General features: G+C 54.7%; 13 protein-coding genes and 3 tRNA genes. 4 read left to right on the forward strand and 12 right to left on the reverse strand.

All coding sequences use genetic code 11. The annotated features are described in order from the left end of the window. Positions 1-6: 6 nt before the first annotated feature. The gene (locus OMR58_RS08895; protein WP_264545733.1) at positions 7-1,473 is read right to left on the reverse strand and encodes a phospholipase D family protein; all 1,467 of its coding nucleotides are present in this window, start codon (positions 1,471-1,473) and stop codon (positions 7-9) included. A 123-nt stretch (positions 1,474-1,596) separates the two neighbouring features. On the opposite strand from OMR58_RS08895, the gene OMR58_RS08900 reads away from it, so the two are divergent. Next, complete coding sequence (locus tag OMR58_RS08900) at positions 1,597-2,760, forward strand: beta-glucosidase (RefSeq protein WP_264545734.1); 1,164 nt, start codon at positions 1,597-1,599, stop codon at positions 2,758-2,760. On the opposite strand, the gene OMR58_RS08905 is transcribed toward OMR58_RS08900, so the two are convergent. Continuing rightward, entirely contained in the window at positions 2,742-2,915 is a 174-nt protein-coding gene (locus tag OMR58_RS08905; protein WP_172606586.1) for a hypothetical protein, read from the reverse strand. The two genes, OMR58_RS08900 and OMR58_RS08905, sit on opposite strands and share 19 nt — an antisense overlap. Before the next feature lie 758 nt (positions 2,916-3,673). Between OMR58_RS08905 and OMR58_RS08910 the strand changes: the two genes are divergently transcribed. Continuing rightward, positions 3,674-5,683, forward strand: a complete 2,010-nt coding sequence (locus OMR58_RS08910) for a putative bifunctional diguanylate cyclase/phosphodiesterase (RefSeq protein ID WP_264545735.1) — start codon at positions 3,674-3,676, stop codon at positions 5,681-5,683. A gap of 35 nt (positions 5,684-5,718) precedes the next feature. Here OMR58_RS08910 and OMR58_RS08915 read toward each other — a convergent pair whose 3' ends face one another. Genes OMR58_RS08915 through OMR58_RS08930 form a run of 4 tightly spaced genes read right to left on the reverse strand, consistent with a single transcriptional unit; the run spans position 5,719 to position 10,315 of the window. Continuing rightward, on the reverse strand, positions 5,719-7,095 hold the full coding sequence (locus tag OMR58_RS08915) for an efflux transporter outer membrane subunit (RefSeq protein ID WP_444861307.1): 1,377 nt from the start codon (positions 7,093-7,095) through the stop codon (positions 5,719-5,721). Continuing rightward, positions 7,095-8,186: an HlyD family secretion protein gene (locus OMR58_RS08920; protein ID WP_264545736.1), complete on the reverse strand. Its 1,092-nt coding sequence runs from the start codon at positions 8,184-8,186 to the stop codon at positions 7,095-7,097. Before OMR58_RS08920 ends, OMR58_RS08915 begins: the two co-directional genes overlap by 1 nt. After that, positions 8,186-9,823 carry an MFS transporter gene (locus OMR58_RS08925; protein ID WP_200546886.1) on the reverse strand — a complete coding sequence of 546 codons (1,638 nt, stop codon included), beginning with the start codon at positions 9,821-9,823 and terminating at the stop codon, positions 8,186-8,188. Before OMR58_RS08925 ends, OMR58_RS08920 begins: the two co-directional genes overlap by 1 nt. A gap of 60 nt (positions 9,824-9,883) precedes the next feature. Beyond that, positions 9,884-10,315, reverse strand: a complete 432-nt coding sequence (locus OMR58_RS08930) for a MarR family winged helix-turn-helix transcriptional regulator (RefSeq protein ID WP_264545737.1) — start codon at positions 10,313-10,315, stop codon at positions 9,884-9,886. A 154-nt stretch (positions 10,316-10,469) separates the two neighbouring features. On the opposite strand from OMR58_RS08930, the gene OMR58_RS08935 reads away from it, so the two are divergent. Together OMR58_RS08935 and OMR58_RS08940 are read left to right on the forward strand one after the other, a co-directional pair. After that, complete coding sequence (locus OMR58_RS08935; RefSeq protein ID WP_264545738.1) at positions 10,470-10,937, forward strand: GNAT family N-acetyltransferase; 468 nt, start codon at positions 10,470-10,472, stop codon at positions 10,935-10,937. Between the two features lie 41 nt (positions 10,938-10,978). Then, positions 10,979-11,563 (forward strand): RraA family protein, encoded by a 585-nt coding sequence (locus OMR58_RS08940; protein WP_264545739.1) that lies wholly within the window; start codon positions 10,979-10,981, stop codon positions 11,561-11,563. A gap of 102 nt (positions 11,564-11,665) precedes the next feature. Here the strand turns inward: OMR58_RS08940 and OMR58_RS08945 are convergent, their stop codons facing one another. The 6 genes from OMR58_RS08945 to uvrC form a co-directional block, all read right to left on the reverse strand. Continuing rightward, on the reverse strand, positions 11,666-12,379 hold the full coding sequence (locus tag OMR58_RS08945) for a YoaK family protein (RefSeq protein WP_264545740.1): 714 nt from the start codon (positions 12,377-12,379) through the stop codon (positions 11,666-11,668). 256 nt (positions 12,380-12,635) lie between these two features. After that, positions 12,636-12,721: transfer RNA gene (locus OMR58_RS08950), tRNA-Leu, on the reverse strand. Positions 12,722-12,734: 13 nt separating this feature from the next. Then, positions 12,735-12,808 (reverse strand) — tRNA-Cys (locus OMR58_RS08955). A gap of 44 nt (positions 12,809-12,852) precedes the next feature. After that, a tRNA-Gly gene (locus OMR58_RS08960) sits at positions 12,853-12,928 on the reverse strand. 173 nt (positions 12,929-13,101) lie between these two features. Next, positions 13,102-13,650, reverse strand: a complete 549-nt coding sequence (gene pgsA / locus OMR58_RS08965) for a CDP-diacylglycerol--glycerol-3-phosphate 3-phosphatidyltransferase (RefSeq protein WP_105593373.1) — start codon at positions 13,648-13,650, stop codon at positions 13,102-13,104. Between the two features lie 71 nt (positions 13,651-13,721). Continuing rightward, the gene (uvrC, locus tag OMR58_RS08970; protein WP_264545741.1) at positions 13,722-15,548 is read right to left on the reverse strand and encodes an excinuclease ABC subunit UvrC; all 1,827 of its coding nucleotides are present in this window, start codon (positions 15,546-15,548) and stop codon (positions 13,722-13,724) included.

The raw sequence follows: 15,548 nt of genomic DNA on the forward strand, positions 1-15,548 counted from the left end.
GCCGGGCTACAGCAACCACTCAATCGGCAGACGCCACACCAGCCTGACCAGCAGTCGTTGGATAAATCGCGTACGTGGCTCATGCCGGTGCACAACCTCCTCAGCCTCCCCCGGATATTCCACCCAGTTGATTTTTCCCCGCTCATCAAGCCTCAGCGTCCACGCGTGTTCACGCAGGTTGACCAGCAGGTTTTGATGGATGCTGTTCGCCAGCTCACCGCTTTCGATCACCAGCCCCATTTCGGTGTTCAGCACCGCCGAACGCGGATCGAAATTAAACGAGCCGATAAACACCGTTTTTTGATCCACGCTGAAGGTTTTCGCATGCAGGCTGGAGCCGGAGTTCCCGGTCAGGCCGCGGTCGTGCAGCACGCCGCCCGGAGGCGTACTGGTTGGCTTCAGTTCGTAGAGTGCGATACCGTGACGCAGCAGTTTCTTACGCCACTTTGCGTAGCCGGCATGCACCACAGAGACATCGTTGGCCGCCAGAGAATTGGTCAGGATGGCAATTTTTACGCCCCTGCGTACCAGCGCCAGCAGCTGGGCCACACCGGCACGGGTCGGAACGAAGTAGGCAGAGATAATATCCAGCTGCTCCTGCGGGCGGCCAATCACAGAGAGTAAGCGCTGGGGCAACAGGTTTTTCGTTCTGGCTCGCCCCAGCCCTTTACGTGGGTCGTCGCTGAGCAGTCGGCTGCTGGCCCAGATAAACGGCAGCGTGCGGCTTTCCAGCCGGGTGATAAACGTTGACTCCTGCAAGCGCCTGAAATAGTGCTGCACCTGTTCGTTTTCCCGCCACCCCTCTTGCAGACCGATATCCGCTTCTGAGCCTGGCTCCATATCAACTACCGTACTGAACGGCGCAACCGAACGACACTGCCAGTAACGTTCAAAATCATCCCCAACTTCCTCGACTACGGGCCCCACCGCCAGCACATCCAGGTCAGAGAACAGCGGCTCATCACCGGCACCAAAGTATTTATCACCCACGTTCCGCCCGCCGACGATGGTGGCTTCTCCGTCCACGGTAAAGCTTTTGTTGTGCATTCGGCGGTTAAGCCGGGCAAAATCGGTGAGATATCCCAACAGGCGCAGCGTGCGAAATGAAAAGGGATTAAACAGACGAACGTCAATATTAGGGTGACTGTTAAGCGCACTGAGCGTCTTGTCCAGCCCCAGGGTATTGTTGTCATCCAGCAGCAGACGAACGCGCACGCCGCGCCGGGCGGCTTCCAGCACGGCGCTGAACAGCAGCTGTCCTGACATATCGTTTTCCCAGATATAATATTGTATATCCAGCGTTTTTTCTGCCATGGCGATCAGCAGATAGCGGGCGGCAAACGCATCCAGCCCTTCAGCAAGAGGATAGATGCCGCTGTCCTGAGGATGCACGGACACCAGCGGTCTGATGGCCTGGGCGAGGCGTGTAAATCCGTCGACATCGGGCTGCATTGAAACGGTAACATCACTCATCATCTGTCCTTAACGGAGTTTCGGTAGATCATATTCATCAGCGCCCCTCATCCACGGTCTGGTCGCTCTTTTAGTCTAGACTTATCCCATTGTTCCGCTCAGTTCTGCAAACAGGAGAGCATCATGTGTAATGACACCGATTCCTCCCGCTCCCGGCACCATCCACGTTTGTTCCAGAGTTTTTTCCAGGGCAGTTTCCCCGGTTCAAGTGCCTGCCGATCGCCGGGAAAGCGCGCCGACCTGATGATCAACAGCGGCCACGACACGCTTGTGGATAAAGATTATGCCCTGCTGGCTGAGCATCAGCTACTGAGCGCACGTGACGGTGTTCGCTGGTATCTGATTGAAAAAGAGCCTGGAAAGTACTGCTGGGAAAGCTTTCTGCCACAGCTCGAAGCGGCAAGAAAGTACCATATTCAGATGACCTGGGAGCTGGCGCATTTTGGCTGGCCGGATGGGATGGATATCTGGCAGCCTGAGTTTGTTGACCGTTTCGCGGCCTTCGGGGCGGCATTTGCCCGCCTTCTGCGCGAACAAGGCGAAACTCAGCCGCTGATCTCGCCAATGAATCAAATTTCATTCTGGTCATGGGCCGGGGCTGAAATCGCCTGGTTTAACCCGTTTGATACGGGCCGGGGATACGAACTTAAGCAGCAGCTCACTAAGGCTGCGATCGCGGCAATGTATGCGATACGTAACGAACTGCCGGAAGCCCGATTTGTTATTACCGATCCGCTGGTACACGTCGCTGCGTCCGGCTATTCCAGCACCGCAAAAAATGCCGCACAGCAGCAGCATGAAGCACAGTTTGAAGTGTGGGACTGGATATCGGGGCGTAGCCTTCCCGAGCTGGGGGGCAGTGAAGAATTGCTGGATATTATTGGCCTGACCTGGTACCCGGACCACCAGTGGTTTCACAATGGCGATCCTCTGGAGCCTCATCACCCCGATTATCGCCCGCTCCATCTGCTGCTGCGGGATATCGCCACGCGCTACCAGCGCCCCCTTCTGCTGGCAGAAACCGGTGCCGAAGCAATCAGATGTGCGGAGTGGCTGAATCGGGTATGTGAAGAAGTCCGATCGGCACTCGATATGGGCGTTGCGGTTGAAGGCATTTCACTCTATCCGCTGGTTGACTATCCCAGCTGGGACGATGACCGTCGCTTACCGGCGGGGCTGTTTGGGCTGCCCGATGCCAACGGTAATCGCACGGTCAATGAAGCCTGCGCTTTATCCCTGCGCAGCCAGCAAATTAAATTTAAGCAGAATCAGGATCGGGAAGAATGATGCAAAGATGAGGGACAGGTTCGGGTATCCAGCGGCTGCTCTGCGGGATACCGCACATCGGAAAGCCAGGTCAGGGTAAACAGTACCGTTACAGTAATCAGTCCAGCGGAAAGCAGTCCGACCAGCGCCAGTAATTTATCGTCTCTGGATTCCATATAATCCTCAATCCTTAGGATAATCAACACGTCAGGATGTCGCTCGGAAAAATTACGACATCAACAATGTTATGGTGAGGACAAAGATTATAAGAGTAAAAGAGGTGACTGCAAGTACCACAATCGCAAATGGGGCATCATCAAGCGGCACCCGCGCGTGTTTTTCGACTTCAGATTCGGAGCCAGATTCAGAACTTTTTTTCATGTTAAGCCGCAGCGTTTGAGCAAAACAACCCTGTTTTATAGCCAGAAAACTGTGCGAAATCCTTTTCAAAAATTTTAAGAAAACGTATCTTTGCTTTGATGTTATCGGCGATTAAATAAAGAATAATTAACCTGAAAAAATCATTAACAGCCTGTTTTAATCAGTCTGTTCACACCAGATACCGCTAAAATAAGTTTAAAAACAATGATAACATGGCGAATAAACATATTAACATGACAAATCAGTTAACACTGGCCCGATTGGCTATAAGATATTCCTTTTTGTCATCACACCTTAAAATCAGCTATGGTGGCAAAATCCGGCACCTATAAAAAACATTAGCACAATTGATAAATTCGGTGAATACCGTTGACCCTGAATTATTCGACCAATTTTAAGCAATTTAAGAGATAAAATAGGGAATTCTTTCGGCAGGCTATCCAGGTGCTTCTTTTCTCACCACCCCGATAGACTTGCGTGAAAAAAGACTGAATAATGCTGGCGCTCATTCAACGGCATCGCCAATTTATCCTGCTGCGCGACCAGGTTTATCATGCATCGATATCGCCTTCCTGAAGAAAGTTTTTTAATTTTTGAACAGATTATTGAACACAGTAGCAATGCGATTTTTATCGTTGACGGTAGTTTGACGCTGACCTTCGCCAACCATCCGGGTGAACGGCTCTATCATCATTTGCTGGCAACCGGACAATTGGCTAAAACGCTAACCGAGGACTGTCCTCAGCTTGACCTGTCCACGGCCGATGCGCCTCTTTGGTTGCGCACCCGCTGTGTCGACATCAGCAAGCCCCAGGGCACGCCCGGCCAACTGCTGATCGCCACGGATATTACCGGTGAGGTTCAGGCTCAGCGCGAAGAGTCGCTTTCACGCTGGCGCCTGGAACAGACGCTGGAGCTGACGGAGGAGGGATTCTGGTTATGGGACGTCAGCAGCGGGATTATTTCCCATAATCAGGACTGGAACCGACTTTTTGGCTTTGATGATAATCGGCTGACGCATCACCAGGATGCGATGTTTAACCTGATCCATCCTGACGATATCGCAGCCACCAGACAACATTTCCAGAATCATCTCTCCGGTCAGACCCCACTTTTTCACTGTGAATACCGCGTTGTCGATCGGGTTGGACGACAGCGCTGGATCCTCAATCACGGCAAGGCAGTACGTCACAGCGATTCGGGTACGGTGCTGGAGATGCTGGGTAAAGCAAAAGACATTACCGAAAAAAAGCGCCGCGAGCGTGAGATGCTTCAGCTGGCGTGGCAGGATCCGTTAACCCAACTCGATAACCGCAATCGGTTTTACGACAAGGTTGAACAGGCTCGCGGTCAAATGGATCGTCACCAGTTTTCGGCCCTACTTTATCTCGATCTCACTCGGTTTAAAGAGGTTAACGACACACTCGGTCATAATGCCGGGGACGAACTGCTAAAAATTATCGCTCAGCGCCTGCGCAGTACTCTGCGCAGTCATGATGCTATCTCCCGCCTTGGCGGCGACGAATTCGCCGTGCTGGTCACCGATCTCGGTGACAGCTATCAGGAAGCGCGAAATAAACTCACCCTTCTCGCCGAACGCTTACTCCAGAATCTTGAGCAGGATGCCATTATTGGCGATAACCAGCTCAATATCACCAGTAGCATCGGTATTTACCTCTACCGCCACGATCTCGCTCCTATCGCCGAAATGATGCACAAGGCCGATATGGCGCAGTACTACTCCAAAAAGAATCAGCGCAAGTGGATGTTCTGGTCAACGCGCCTGCGTGAAGAACAGCGCCAGCGGGATACTATCGAAAACGGTTTGCGGCGCGCGCTAAAAGAAGACGAATTTTTCCTTGAATATCAGCCGCAGTTTTCCCGCTGTGGCAGCGTTACCGGCCTGGAGGCACTGCTGCGCTGGCGAACGCCGGACGGTCGGTTGATCTCTCCAGCCACCTTTATACCCGTAGCGGAAAACAGTGGGCTGATTCTCAATATCAGCGAGTGGGTACTGGAGAGAACCTGCGCACAGCTCAAGCAGTGGCAGACTCAGCCCGGAATGGAAACGGTGCGTGTCTCGGTCAATATCAGCCCGCGACAGCTGAAACGCAGTGACTTTATTCGGCAAACGGAGCGCATTGTGAGCCGCAGCGGCGTTGATCCTCAGCGGCTGAGTTTTGAAATACTGGAATCAGCGCTGGCCAGCGATATCGATGACGTTCAGCGTAAGCTCTCCGCACTGCGGGACATGCGCATTAATATCGCGCTGGATAACTTCGGTACGGGCATGGCATCGCTGACCGGGCTGCGTAAGCTGGGGATCGGCGAGGTCAAAATCGATCGTTCCTTTGTGATGGATATGGAACGTAATCCAGATCATCTGATGGCGATCCGCGCGATGATCGCCATGTGCCAGGCTTTGGGGATCAACATTGTTGCCGAAGGCGTGGAAGAAGAAACACAGTTTTCAGCCCTGTGCGATATGGGATGTCATCGCTTTCAGGGCTGGTATTTTTCCCGCTCTCAGACCCCCGATCGACTGGTCCATCTGTTTAACTAAAGCGGGATCGGGGCAAAAAACCTGCTGGCAGATATTTACTGCTGCCAGCCTCCGCCCAGTGCACGGTAGAGATCGATCTGCGCCAGCAGCAGATTATTTTTTGCCTGTACCACGCTCAGCTGGGTACTGAACAGCGTGCGCTGAGCATCCAGTTCATCCAGATAAGACGCGTAGCCGTTGCGATAGCGATTGCTGGCAATATGCAGCGCTTCGCTCACCACCTGCTGCTGTTTTTCCAGTTCGACCAGCTGCTGCTGGTAGCGCGCAATCGCATCAAGATCGTCATTCACCTCACCGAACGCGCTGCGCACCACCTTTTCATAGGTGTAGAGTGCCTGATTTCGCGACGCCATTGAAACATCCACCTGCGCGGTCAGCGCTTCACGGTTGAGCAGCGGAGCCAGCACGCTGCCACCGATGCTCCAGAGTCGGAAGGGATTGGCCGCCAGCTCATGCAGAACGGAACTTTGCAGCGTGCCGCTGGCGGTCAGATTCAGCGACGGCAGCAAACTGGCGCGGGAAGACTGTAAAGAGGCATCCGCCGCCAGCAACTGGCGTTCGGCCTGCACAATATCCGGCCGTCGCTGCAGCAGCTGCGATGGCATCACCGCAGGCAGCGATTGCGGAGCCAGATGGTCAAAGTTGTTCTGCCGGGCGATCTGACGTGGGTTCATACCGACCAGAATACTCAGCGCATTCTCCTGCTGGGATATCTGATGCTGCAACAGCGGGATCTGTGCCTTTGCCGTCTGATATTCCGACTCGGACTGTACCCATTCCAGCTTCGAGGTATAGCCGGTTTCAAACTGACGTTTAGCCAGATTCAGTGAGTTCTGCCGGGTTGCCAGCGTTGCCTCGGTAACACGAAGCTGTTCATCCAGCGAGACCAGTGTCATATAGCCAGAAGCGACCGACGCGGCGATGGTCAGCTCCGCAGCACTGGCGGCGGCCTGCTGTGCTGCCAGCGAGGCTTTTGCCGCGTCAATACTGCTGCTGCGCGCCCCCCAAAGGTCAACGTTATAGTTTGCCTGCAGCAAGCCCTGGAACACCGAATACTGATACGGCTGCCCGGTGACGGCCGAAATTGCCCGCGCGCGGGTCGCGGCCACACCGGCATCCAGCGTCGGGAAGTTGTCGCCCTGCGCCCCACGCAGCTGGGCACGGTACTGATCCACGCGCGAACGGGCGATCAGGATGTCCGGATTATTGCGCAGCGCCTGCTCCACCAGCTGATTCAGCTGCGGATCGCCAAACGCCCGCCACCAGTTCGCCTCAACGGCGGCTCCCGGCCCGACCTGGCTGCGCCAGCCATCAGGGATCGGCAGCGAAGCGGGTGCCTGGTCTACTTGTGTGGCGCAGGCCGACAGCATAGATGCCAGCAGCAGTGCCAGCAGGGCTTTTTGAGCCGGCATCAGCGTTTCTCCCTGCCGTTATCATCCCCTGTGGTATCGATGTTCACCTCCACCGACATACCGGGGCGCAGCTGTTCCGTGTTCTCGCTGGTAATGCGGATACGCACCGGAATACGCTGGGCGATTTTTACGAAGTTACCGGTGGCGTTATCCGGTGAAATCGCACTGAACTCAGAACCTGCCGCCGGAGAGATAAACTCCACTTCTCCGTCATAGCGCGTGTTGTTCAGCGCATCGACGGTAAAGCTGACCGGTAGGCCTGGGCGGATGCGTGCCATCTGCGTTTCTTTCATATTGGCGATCACCCACTTCTGCTGCGGCACCAGCGACGTCAGCCGGGTGCCGGCGGTCACGTATGCACCCTGGCGCACCGAAATCTGGCCAAGCTGGCCGTCATCCGGGGCAATAATACGGGTATTGTCCAGATCGATCTGCGCCAGCTCCAGTGCTGCCTGCACGCTGGTCACGTCGGCCTCCAGCGAAGCGCGATTAACAATAGTGGTCTGAAGATCCTGACGGGACACTTCCAGCGTGGCCTGCGCCTGCTGAACGTCCGCCTGCGTCTGACTGTTGCTGGCCCGTGAGGCGTCGCGCTCGCGCAGCGACAGCGATCCGTCCGCCACCAGATTTTCTACGCGCTTCAGATCCAGCCCGCTTTTCACCGCCTGGGCTTTGGCATTTTGCAAAGCGGCTTCATTACGTTTGATGACCGCCTCTGCGCTGCGCCGCTGCTGCTGGTTATTCGCCAGAGCCGCTTTCTTCATCTCCAGCTGCGCCTGAGACTGATGCACACGCTGGCGATAAATACGATCGTCGATAGTCATCAGCAGATCGCCACGCTTAACCGGCTGCAAATCCAGCACCTTAACCGAGGTAACGTAACCACTGACCTGCGGGCTGATAAAGGTCACCTGTCCACGCACGTAGGCATTTTCCGTCGACTGTACCTGGCTGGTAAACGGCGGCAGCTGCCAGGCGTAGAGGATCACCAGTACACCGACGATGGCAATGCTCGATCCCAGAGCAATCGATAAAATTCGCAGCTTGTTGTTTCTCTGGCGCTCGGCCTGCTGCTGTTCCTGTTGGCTCATTATTTCCCCGTTGCGATCGTTGTCGCCGTTTGTTGCATTGCCCGCTGCTCAGCTTCCGCTTCCCGTTTTGCCTGCTGCCAGTTGAGATAGCGCAGGCGGGACAGCCGCCACAGCACCCAGAGTAAAGTCACGGCGGCAATACCCGCCGTCAGAAGATAGACATCGTTATAAGCCAGGACGTTTGCCTGTAGAGTAGCAACCGTTTGTAGCTGCGTGGTGCTCTGCGCACTGGTGAGAACAGAATCGGTCAACTGGCTGCTGAACAGGCTGGAATACTGTGCAAGACGATCGGTCACGTTGGGGTCGAGCAACGAAAGCTGGTCGCCAAGCAGGCTGGAATGATATTTTTCACGCCATGTCTGAAATGTTCCCAGCAGCGCCGATCCCATCAGTCCGCCAATGTTCTGGCTCATGCCGAACAGCACCACGAAGCTCACCAGGTTTTTAGGCTGGGTGACCACGCCCCCCACCCCCAGCAGCATCGCCGGTGCGATAAAGAAAGAGGTACTGAAGCCGAGCAGGAACTGGCTGAAATACATATTGTGCGCACGCGTCAGCGGGTTGGATTGCGCATCCATCAGCGAGGCAACCATCACAATAATCAGCGAAACAACGATCGGCCAGCTCAGATGCTTCGGATTAATGGTCAACGCACTGAAAATAATGCCTGCCGCAACGCCGGCCAGGATCGCCAGCGCCAGCCCCTGCATCTGATCGTTTAACATTCCGATCGTTTGCAAATAGCCCACCGCGCCGGTGTTCTGTTCAGCCAGCATGATACGCAGCAGGATCATCACGATCCCGAGCCGAATAATCGCCCCGCTGCCCAGCCACCGCGTATTGATTAACGGGTTACTGCGGTTATGCTCCACCAGCACGGCGGCCGTCACCAGTACCAGGCCCAGCGCCGTGCAGACACCCAGCCACGGCGTGCTGGTCCACCATTCAATGCGGCCCAGTGACAGCACGCCACAAAACAGCGCCATGCCAGGCGCCATCAGGAAGAAGGTGAGGAAATCTTTTTTCTCAAACACGCGGGTCCGCTCGCCCGGCGGCAGTTTGAGGATCAGCACCGCGCCCAGCGCCATCAGCGCCAGCCCCAGCTCAAACAGATACAGCCCCCGCCACTCCTCCAGCTGCAGCAGCTCGGTAGAGAACAGCCGCGCCAGTGGGATCGCCAGCTGCGATGCGCCCAGCCCGATAGCCAACGCCTTCAGCCGATGCTTCGCAGGCCAGGCCTGAATCTGATAGTAAATCCCCAGTGAACTCAGCGCTGCCCCCACCATACCGTGCGCCGCACGCACGATAATTGCCGAGCTGAGATCGTTGACCAGCAGATGGAAGAACGCCACCAGCACGTACAGGACCAGGAATGCCTCGGTAAACACCCGCAGGCCGAACTGCTGGCGAAACTTGACCAGCAGCAGGTTGATGGAGATGTTGCCCATCACATAAACCGCCGGCAGCCAGGCGATTTCATTACTGTAAGCGCCAAAGACGCCCTGAAGATTGGTCAGATTGGCCGTCACCAGCGCATTGCTCAATGCTCCGGTGATGGAGATCAGCAGGCCAACAATGCCAAAGGCAATACGCTTATGGCCGGGGTGCAGCGGCGTGGAGGGGGAGCCGGGCAGCATCGGCTTTTCACCGGGAGCCCACTCCCGCGGCGCATAGGGGTTAGGCTTATCGCGGCGCACTTACTTACCCTCGGTGGCAATCAGTAGCTGTTGCAGTACTCGCTGGGTGACCGCCAGGTCATCTTTATCAACGTTGGCCAGCAGCTCATTGCGCAGTGCATCCGCCTCAACCTTCAGCCGCTGATACAGCGTTTCGCCCTGAGGCGTCACATGCAGCAGCCGTTTACGCCGGTCTTCCTCCGGCTGGATGCGCTCCACCAGCTGCTGTTTAACCAGTCGGTCAATCAATGGCACCACGCTGGCATCTTCCAGCCCCAGCGCCTGAGCCAGCTCTTTCTGACTGATTGGCGCTTCCTGAATGGCAATGGTGGCTACCGCCATCCAGCTGCTCATGCTCAGACCGTTATCTTTCATCCGCCGATCGATCGCCTGACGCCAGGCATGCGCCGTAAGATGCAGCAAACGGGAGAAGTTCAGTTCCTGGGATTTCAATATATAGAGACCTGATGATTAGAGTTCTAACTAAATTACCTGGCAATTATAAACGCGCTCAGATAAAAATGGGAAGAGGATCGGAAAAAGTTTAGATAGTTCCTGAACTTTCCGCCAGGCGGTGGAAATGAATTCACGCATCGGAGAGGATTGAATGGAGATTGTGCCCCTGCGCCAGCAGCCTGAAAGAAGCCTGGAGATAGCGCATCTGCTACACAGCGAATGGTCAGCGCTGCAAAACTGGTCTTCGATCGCGCGGATTAATGAACGTCTGCTTTTACGCAATCACCCGGACCGCAGCAGTTTTACCCTGCTTGCCGACCACGCAGACGGCAGCCTGATGGGAACCGCCAGTGTGATTGAGTACGAACTCGACGATGATCCGTCGCGCCGCTTCTGGCTGGGAGAAGTTTTCACGCCGGTTGCCTGGCGCGGTAAGGGCGTGGGATCGGCGCTGGTCAATGCCTGTATCCAGTATGCGAGAAACGATCGTATGGACAGTCTGTGGCTCTATACGCCGGATAAGCAAAGTTTGTATCAGCGGCTTGGCTGGCGTGAGATTGAACAACGTGAAGTCTCCGGCGAATGGGTTTCGGTGATGGTGCTGAACCTGGCGGCATAAAGGCGATAGATAACCCATAACGACTAAGAAAGGTAATGACGATGAGCTACGGTAAACGCATTAACGCTTCCTTTGAACGCCCTGATCCTCAGGTTCTGGCACGGCTGGCGGTTTATGCCACACCGGATTTATGTGATGTTGCGGGTATCTTCGACTGCATGACCAGCAGCATCAAACCGCGGGTATCCGCCGGTAAAATCGTTGGACCGGCCCTGACCGTCAGAGTGCCGCCTGGCGAAGGCGGTATCATTCCCACCGCCATTGAACTGGCGCAGCCCGGTGATATCGTGGTGATCGACGGGAAAGGCAATACCGAAAGCGCCTACTGGGGCGATCAGCGCAGCAGCCTTGCTGTAAAACACGGAGCAATCGGAGTAATCATTGACGGTGCGTTCCGCGATATTGATGACTGCGAGAAAATTGGCCTGCCGATTTTTGCCCGAGGGCTGACCTGTGGCGCTTCAGGAAAAGCGGGCACCGGCGAAATCAACGTAGCGATCAGCTGCGGTGGCGTAGTGGTAAATCCTGGAGATATTGTATTTGCCGATCGTAATGGCGTTTGCGTTATTCCGCTGCAATATGCCGCCGACGTCGCCGACAGGCTTGAACAACGCTTCCCGCGATAAACCGTTCTGCGTTTTTAAGTCGATATCTGCCCGGTGGCCTGCCGGGCTGAATCGGTGCTACGGGAGAGCCGTATTGGTGATTTCGGCCTGAATCAGGCGTTTTTATGCTGAGCGTTTTCTGAATATCGTTGCCAGCGAAAGATAAAGCAGCCCGGCACCGATAATTATCAGAAAAATATAGCCAAACAGCTTAGACAGCCAGATCCCGGCGATCCCACCCACAAAAAACGCTAAAAGCGTTGATGAGTGCAGCCCCAGACGATCCAGGTAAAGCGGTGCATCCTTGGGCGATTCTTTGCGTCGGAAGACATCGATGAGCATCGCAACCTCAATGCCAATATCCGTGGCGGTGCCGGAAACATGGGTGGTTCTGACCCTGGCATTAGAGATCCGCGTGACTACCGCATTCTGTAATCCCATCAAAAAGCTCAATGAAAAAATCAGCAGCAGCCCGGGATACGATGGATTGCACCACATTTCAACGATGCCCAGCGCAATCAGCGCCAGTGCCTCAACGAGAATATTCGCCGCGAAAATGGTACGAATTCCCCTTCTACGCCCGGCATTGATGATCAGCGTGGAAAAAGCAGATCCGGCAATAAACAGCAGCAGAACCGCCAGGAACAGAGCACCCGCCTTCAGGTTTGCTTTCGCCAGATTGTCCGACAGTGACGAAACGTTGCCGGTCATATTCGCCGAGAAAAAACCAACGATCTCAAAAGCCGCTGTATTCAGCGCACCCGCAACGGCGGCAAGCGTACAGGCCAGACGGCTGTCGGTATTGATGGTTCTGGCTTCGTCGGTACTGATTAACATCTGCGATGGCTCATTCTCAGGCGGAGGAGCCGCCATCATCGGCTTAAATGTTCCGGAGAACAAGTGGAGGAACATATGTTGTTGTAAATCGCGGAGTGCGATACGCGGACGCGCGTTAGTGGCCGGGCCCAGTTGAATAATATCAGGAGAGGTTATCAGGAAACTGCGGGACAAAAACAAAAAAACCGCCCTTGGGCGGTCACGACATTACTACATATTGCTTTGATTTTATTCGTTTTAATCGATAGTGCGAATATGGTGCCCGGAGTGGGACTTGAACCCACACAGCCATAAGCCGAGGGATTTTAAATCCCTTGTGTCTACCGATTTCACCATCCGGGCCTGGATGTAAGATTGGAGGCGCGTCCCGGAGTCGAACCGAGGTAGACGGATTTGCAATCCGTAGCATGGCCACTCTGCCAACGCGCCTTTATTCTTTTTTGCCTTCAGAGAAATTCTCTGCTGACTTAAACTGGAGCGGGAAACGAGACTCGAACTCGCGACCCCGACCTTGGCAAGGTCGTGCTCTACCAACTGAGCTATTCCCGCTTGGCCATCAACTTTGCTACTTTGTTTGAGTGAAACTCAGAAGCTGCTGATTTGCTTTATCTTCTGGCAGACCGTGCTGCCTTTCGATGCGTTGCATTCTACTGAGATGGCGCACTGAGTCAATCAAATTATCCGTACAATGCGTCCGTTTGCTGCTTTTTAAGTCGCTTCGATCAACGTTCGAGCAAATCACCGCGTGCAGCGCTCAAATATTGGAACATTGACCAGAAAGTCAGCACGGCGGCGATGTACAGTGCGGCCACCCCAATGCCCTCAACGATCGAGTTCGGACGCCATAACAGAGCAAAAAGTGCCAACATCTGCGCCGTGGTTTTCACTTTACCAATCCAGGATACGGCAACACTGCTGCGTTTACCGATTTCCGCCATCCACTCGCGCAGCGCAGAAATGATAATTTCACGGGCAATCATGGTTGCAGCAGGCAAGGTGATCCACCATGCGTGGAAGTATTCCGCCACCAGCACCAGCGCCATGGCAACCATCACCTTATCGGCCACCGGATCGAGGAACGCACCAAAACGGGTGGTTTGCTTCCAGCGACGGGCAAGAAATCCATCGAACCAGTCCGTTACCGCAGCAACGACAAAGATCAATGCACAAAGTAGTGGAGCCCATTCAAACGGCAGGTAGAACGCCAGCACGAAAAATGGAATTAAAACTACGCGAAACAGGGTCAGTAAGGTCGGGATATTAAATGGCATAATTATGCTAACTGTTTGGACAGAGTAGAATTTGTCTCTATGTTCCTACATTGCTACGGGTGTTGCAATGCTTAGTGTTTCAGCGCATAGAAGATTTTTTCGGCCAGCGCATGCGATATTCCCGGTACTTTGGCAATCTCTTCCACCGAAGCATTTATCAGCGGTTGCAGGCCCCCCATATACTTCAGCAGCATCTGGCGACGTTTCGGGCCTATGCCTTCTATCGTTTCCAGTGCGCTGGTATTTTTCACTTTCGCCCGTTTATTGCGATGACCCGTAATTGCATGATTGTGAGAGTCATCACGAATATGCTGCAATACATGTAGCGCAGCGGAATCCGGCGGCAGAGAAAAGCCCTCCCCCTCCGGTTCGAAGAACAGTGTTTCCAGTCCCGCTTTGCGATCGGTGCCTTTCGCAATACCGAGCAGCAAAGGATGCTGTTTATCCCAACTGACGTCCAGTTCCGCAAAAACGCTTTTCGCCTGCGCCAGCTGACCTTTACCGCCGTCAATAAGAATCACATCGGGGATTTTACTCTCTTCCAGCTCTTTGCCATAACGGCGGCGCAGTACCTGATTCATCGCCGCGTAGTCATCCCCTGGCGTGATTCCGCTGATATTATAACGCCGGTATTCACTGCGCACCGGACCATTAGCATCAAATACCACACAGGAAGCCACAGTTTGCTCCCCCATCGTATGGCTGATGTCGAAACACTCCATTCGATTGATTTCAGGCAGTTCCAGCACATGAGCCAGCTCTGACAGACGCTGATGAACGGTGGAATGCTGTGCCAGCCGCGTCGCCAGCGCCGTGGCGGCATTGGTCCGGGCCAGCTTCAGATACCGCGCGCGATCGCCACGCGGCTTGCTTTGTATGCTGACCCGCCGCCCGGCAAGCTCGGTCAGGGACTCAGCCAGCAGGTCTTTTTCCGGTAGAGTGAAATCGAGCAGGATATCTGACGGCAGCGTTCGGGCCTGGCTGCCCTGTAAGTAGAACTGCCCGACGAAGGTTTGCACCACCTCGGCCTGATCCGTTCCTGCCGGGACCTTCGGATAATAGCTGCGGCTGCCCAGCACCTTGCCCTGCCGGATAAACAGCACGTGCAGGCAGGCCAGGCCGCCATCGAAAGCAACGCCGATGACGTCCATATCATCGCCCTGATTGGAAACGAACTGTTTTTCCGTTACGCGGCGCACAGCCTGGATTTGATCGCGCAGGCGTGCAGCCTCTTCAAAACGCAGATCCATGGCGGCAGCCTCCATCCGACTGACCAGCTGGTTGAGAACCTGATCGTCCTTGCCGGACAGAAACAGCCGCACGTAGTTAATCTGCTGGGCGTATTCTTCCTCGCTCACCAACCCGCTTACACAGGGACCTAAACAGCGGCCAATCTGATACTGCAAACAGGGCCGCGTGCGGTTGCGGTATACGCTGTTTTCACACTGGCGAACGGGAAACACCTTTTGCAACAGCGACAGCGTTTCCCGCACCGCGTAGCCATTAGGGAAAGGACCAAAGTACTCCCCTTTCGCGTGTTTGGCACCGCGATGGCTGGCAAGGCGCGGATGGGCATCAGCGCTGAGGAAGATATAAGGATAGGATTTATCGTCACGCAGCAGAACGTTATAGCGCGGCTGGTAGAGCTTTATATAGTTGTGTTCCAGCAGCAGGGCTTCTGTTTCCGTGTGGGTCACGGTCACATCTATCTGCTGGATCAATGCCACCAGCGCTTCCGTTTTTCGGCTGGCAAGATTACCGCGAAAATAGCTGGAAAGGCGCTTCTTCAGATCCTTTGCTTTACCAACATAAATGACCGTTTCACTGGCGTCGTACATACGATAGACACCAGGCTGGCTGGTAACGGTTTTCAGAAAGGAACGGGCATCAAATACCAT

This window comes from Erwinia sp. INIA01 (genome assembly GCF_025947915.1).
GTDB classification, from domain to species: domain Bacteria; phylum Pseudomonadota; class Gammaproteobacteria; order Enterobacterales; family Enterobacteriaceae; genus Erwinia; species Erwinia coffeiphila.